The 2,939-nt window shown below is 46.0% G+C and carries 3 protein-coding genes; all 3 read left to right on the top strand.

Annotated elements, in window-relative coordinates; translation table 11 throughout:
• Positions 1 to 80 precede the first annotated feature (80 nt).
• The 3 genes from DW205_RS21865 (at position 81) to DW205_RS21855 (ending at position 2,555) form a co-directional block, all read left to right on the top strand.
• The gene (locus DW205_RS21865) at positions 81 to 437 is read left to right on the top strand and encodes a hypothetical protein (RefSeq protein ID WP_004319780.1); all 357 of its coding nucleotides are present in this window, start codon (positions 81 to 83) and stop codon (positions 435 to 437) included.
• A 3-nt stretch (positions 438 to 440) separates the two neighbouring features.
• Positions 441 to 806, top strand: a complete 366-nt coding sequence (gene tnpB, locus DW205_RS21860; protein ID WP_004312010.1) for an IS66 family insertion sequence element accessory protein TnpB — start codon at positions 441 to 443, stop codon at positions 804 to 806.
• Between the two features lie 75 nt (positions 807 to 881).
• Positions 882 to 2,555, top strand: coding sequence for an IS66-like element ISBf10 family transposase (locus DW205_RS21855; RefSeq protein WP_004312011.1), 1,674 nt, complete (start codon positions 882 to 884; stop codon positions 2,553 to 2,555).
• Positions 2,556 to 2,939 lie beyond the last annotated feature (384 nt).

Here is a 2,939-nt window from a genome sequence, read left to right as displayed (position 1 = left end):
GTAAGCATTCGATAAACTCCCCCTTTCATTCTAAAAATGTGATATTACTTTTGTAATCAAAGTAAAAAAGCTCAATTGTTATGTCACATCAATGGACCATGGAAGATTTTGAATCTATTTATTCCCGTTTCAAGTCGAGCGGACTGTCAGTTATGGATTTTTGTTCGAATGAATGTATTCGTCCCAAACGTTTCTACGAGTGGCGTTCCAAGCTGTTGCGCAAAGGCGGCTTTATCCCGGTAAAGGTAAACAGTAAGGGCCAGGTCAGTCTTCCCCATAAGGAGAAATCCCTGCTGTCTGCCCCTCCGGTCAGCCCGTCGCCAATTCCCCAGCCGCTATGTGAGATCTCCTATCCCAATGGCGTCACAGTCCGCTTGAACAGCCCTTTGTCACCGGAGGTATTGCAAACCCTGATATTTTTGAATTCAAACCGTTAGCCTATGTTTTCTTTGAATGAATCCAACAGATATTATCTTTACCCGTATCCGACAGACATGCGTAAGAGTTTTTATACGCTTAGCGGCATCGTGACCAACCAGATGGGAAAGAATGTACGGGACGGTGACGCTTTCATTTTTATCAATGCGAATTGTACCTGTATGAAAATCCTCCATATGGAATATGGTGGTCTGGTGATATACCATATGAGGCTGGAACATGGGCACTTCCATCTGCCGGTCATAAATACGGAGGAAGGTCGGATTAAAGCGATTGAAACCTTCTGGAATGACCTTGTGATGATGGTTCAAGGAATGGACGGCAGCAAGGTCAGGCGTTATAAAAGGAGTGGTTTCCATGGGTTGTAGTTGTAACAAATTATAACATATACAATGCCGTATTCCGGCTGTTTTTTAGTATCTTAGCATCATATTTAAACGATTATGCCAACCGATAAGGAATTACTGATAAAGGATCTCATGCACAAATGCGACTGTCTGTATAGAGAAAACAGCCGGTTGAAGGAGATGGTGTCCACGCAGCCCCTTAAAGCTGCGGACAAAGAGGTGTATGAGGCTTTATTGTCTGACAAGGATGCCATAATCGCCCAAAAGGAAGCAAAAATCAACAGTCTGGAGCAACGTGTATCCTATCTTGAACGGCAGTTGTACGGTAAGAAGGCGGAAAAGTTCATAAAGCCTGACGCCCAGGACCGCTGGCTGGATTTTGAAGGCTTTGACATGCTTCCCCAGGAGGCTGAAGCCGCAGAAGAAGCAGAAAAGGAGTTGAAGGCTACCAGAGAAGCGATCATCGCCCGTAAAAAAGCGGGGAAGCAGCATCCTGCGAGAAAATCCCTTCCGGAGAATCTTGAGCGTGAGGTGGTCCATATATATCCCGAAGGGTATAATCCGGAAGAGTGGACGCTCCTTCCCGGAGAGGAAGTGACCGAGATCCTTATGCACGAGCCCGAGAAGTTCTATATCCGCAGGATAGTGCGCCATACAGCCAAACGGAAGGGTACAAACGAGTTCAAGACCGGCCCGCTTCCCGTCATGCCAATAGCAAAGAGCTATGCCTCTGCCTCATTGCTGGCAGACATGATGATAGGGAAATATGTGGATCACATACCGTTCCACAGGCAACTGGAACAGTTCAAACGTGTGGGGGTACATCTCCCCGCGTCAACGGTCAACGACTGGTTCAAGGATGTGGCGGATTTGCTAAGGCCCCTTTACTTCCGATTATGGGAGCTGGTGATGCAGACTGACTACATACAGTCGGATGAAACGACAATCCCCGTGATGAATGACGAGAGACACAAGACGGTCAAAGGTTATATCTGGCTTGTGCGCAGTGTCATGACCGGACGTCAGTTCTTTTACTATGACAAGGGTTCCCGAAGTGGAAAGGTGGTGCTGAAACTCTTCGGCAAGTTCCGGGGAGCCATACAGACGGACGGATACGAAAGGTACGAGATGCTGGACGCCAAGAAAGGTATTATCCTTCTTGGCTGTTGGGCCCATGCACGCAGACATTTTTGGGAGGCAAGAAAGAATGACATGCAGCGTGCCGACTATGCGCTCGCACAGATACAGTTGCTTTATGACGTGGAGCGTAAGGCTGACGATGAACGCCTGACTTACGAACAGAGGGCTGAACTTAGGGCACGTCTTGCATATCCCATACTTGTGCGCTTCGAGAAATGGCTGGTCAATGAATATCCCAAAGTAATGAAAGACAGTCCGATCGGAAAAGCCATAAAATATACATACGGAAGGTTCGACAAACTCTCCAGGTACCATTTGGACGGTCGTTACAGACCGGATAATAACGAGATAGAAAATAAAGTGCGGCCTGTCGCGTGCGGCAGACGTAATTACCTGTTCTGTGGCAATAATGATGCCGCTGAAGATGCGGCGGTGCTCTACTCGTTCTTCGGCTGCTGCAAGGCTGCCGGGGCTGACTTCCGCACGTGGCTGATCTACTTCCTTGAACATATACATGATTATGACGATGACTACTCGATGGATCTGGCCGAATTGTTACCTGACAATCTGTTATCCAAGGGCAAGATATTATCCGTTACGTCACCGGAATCTCCCAAGAAAGACTCCTGATACCTTCGTAAATCTCGCCTAAACACGGGAAAACTACCGTTTTATGCCAATCAAGACGGGAAAATAGGGAATAAAGTGCCGTTTTTATCTTCATTATCCCCGATAAATAGGGAAAATAAGGGAAAGAATACCCTTTTATACCAATTATGGCGGGAAAGTAGGGATAAAAATATCGCTTTATCACATTTGTCACAGGAAAATAAGGGGCAAAGGGGAAAAACTTCCTTTTATCCGCTCCATTAGTAGGGATAATATCAATTACTATAGAACCCGCACATCTTTGGGTTGAATTGATGTAACAATAAATCATAGAACGATAAAATGAATAAACGACATTATGAACATACGTTACCCAATATACGAGGGAGTTTATCGAATACTTAC

It is taken from the genome of Parabacteroides sp. AM17-47 (assembly GCF_003434625.1).
In the GTDB taxonomy this organism is placed as follows: Bacteria; Bacteroidota; Bacteroidia; order Bacteroidales; family Tannerellaceae; genus Parabacteroides; species Parabacteroides distasonis.
This window is presented reverse-complemented; position numbering and strand designations above follow the sequence as displayed.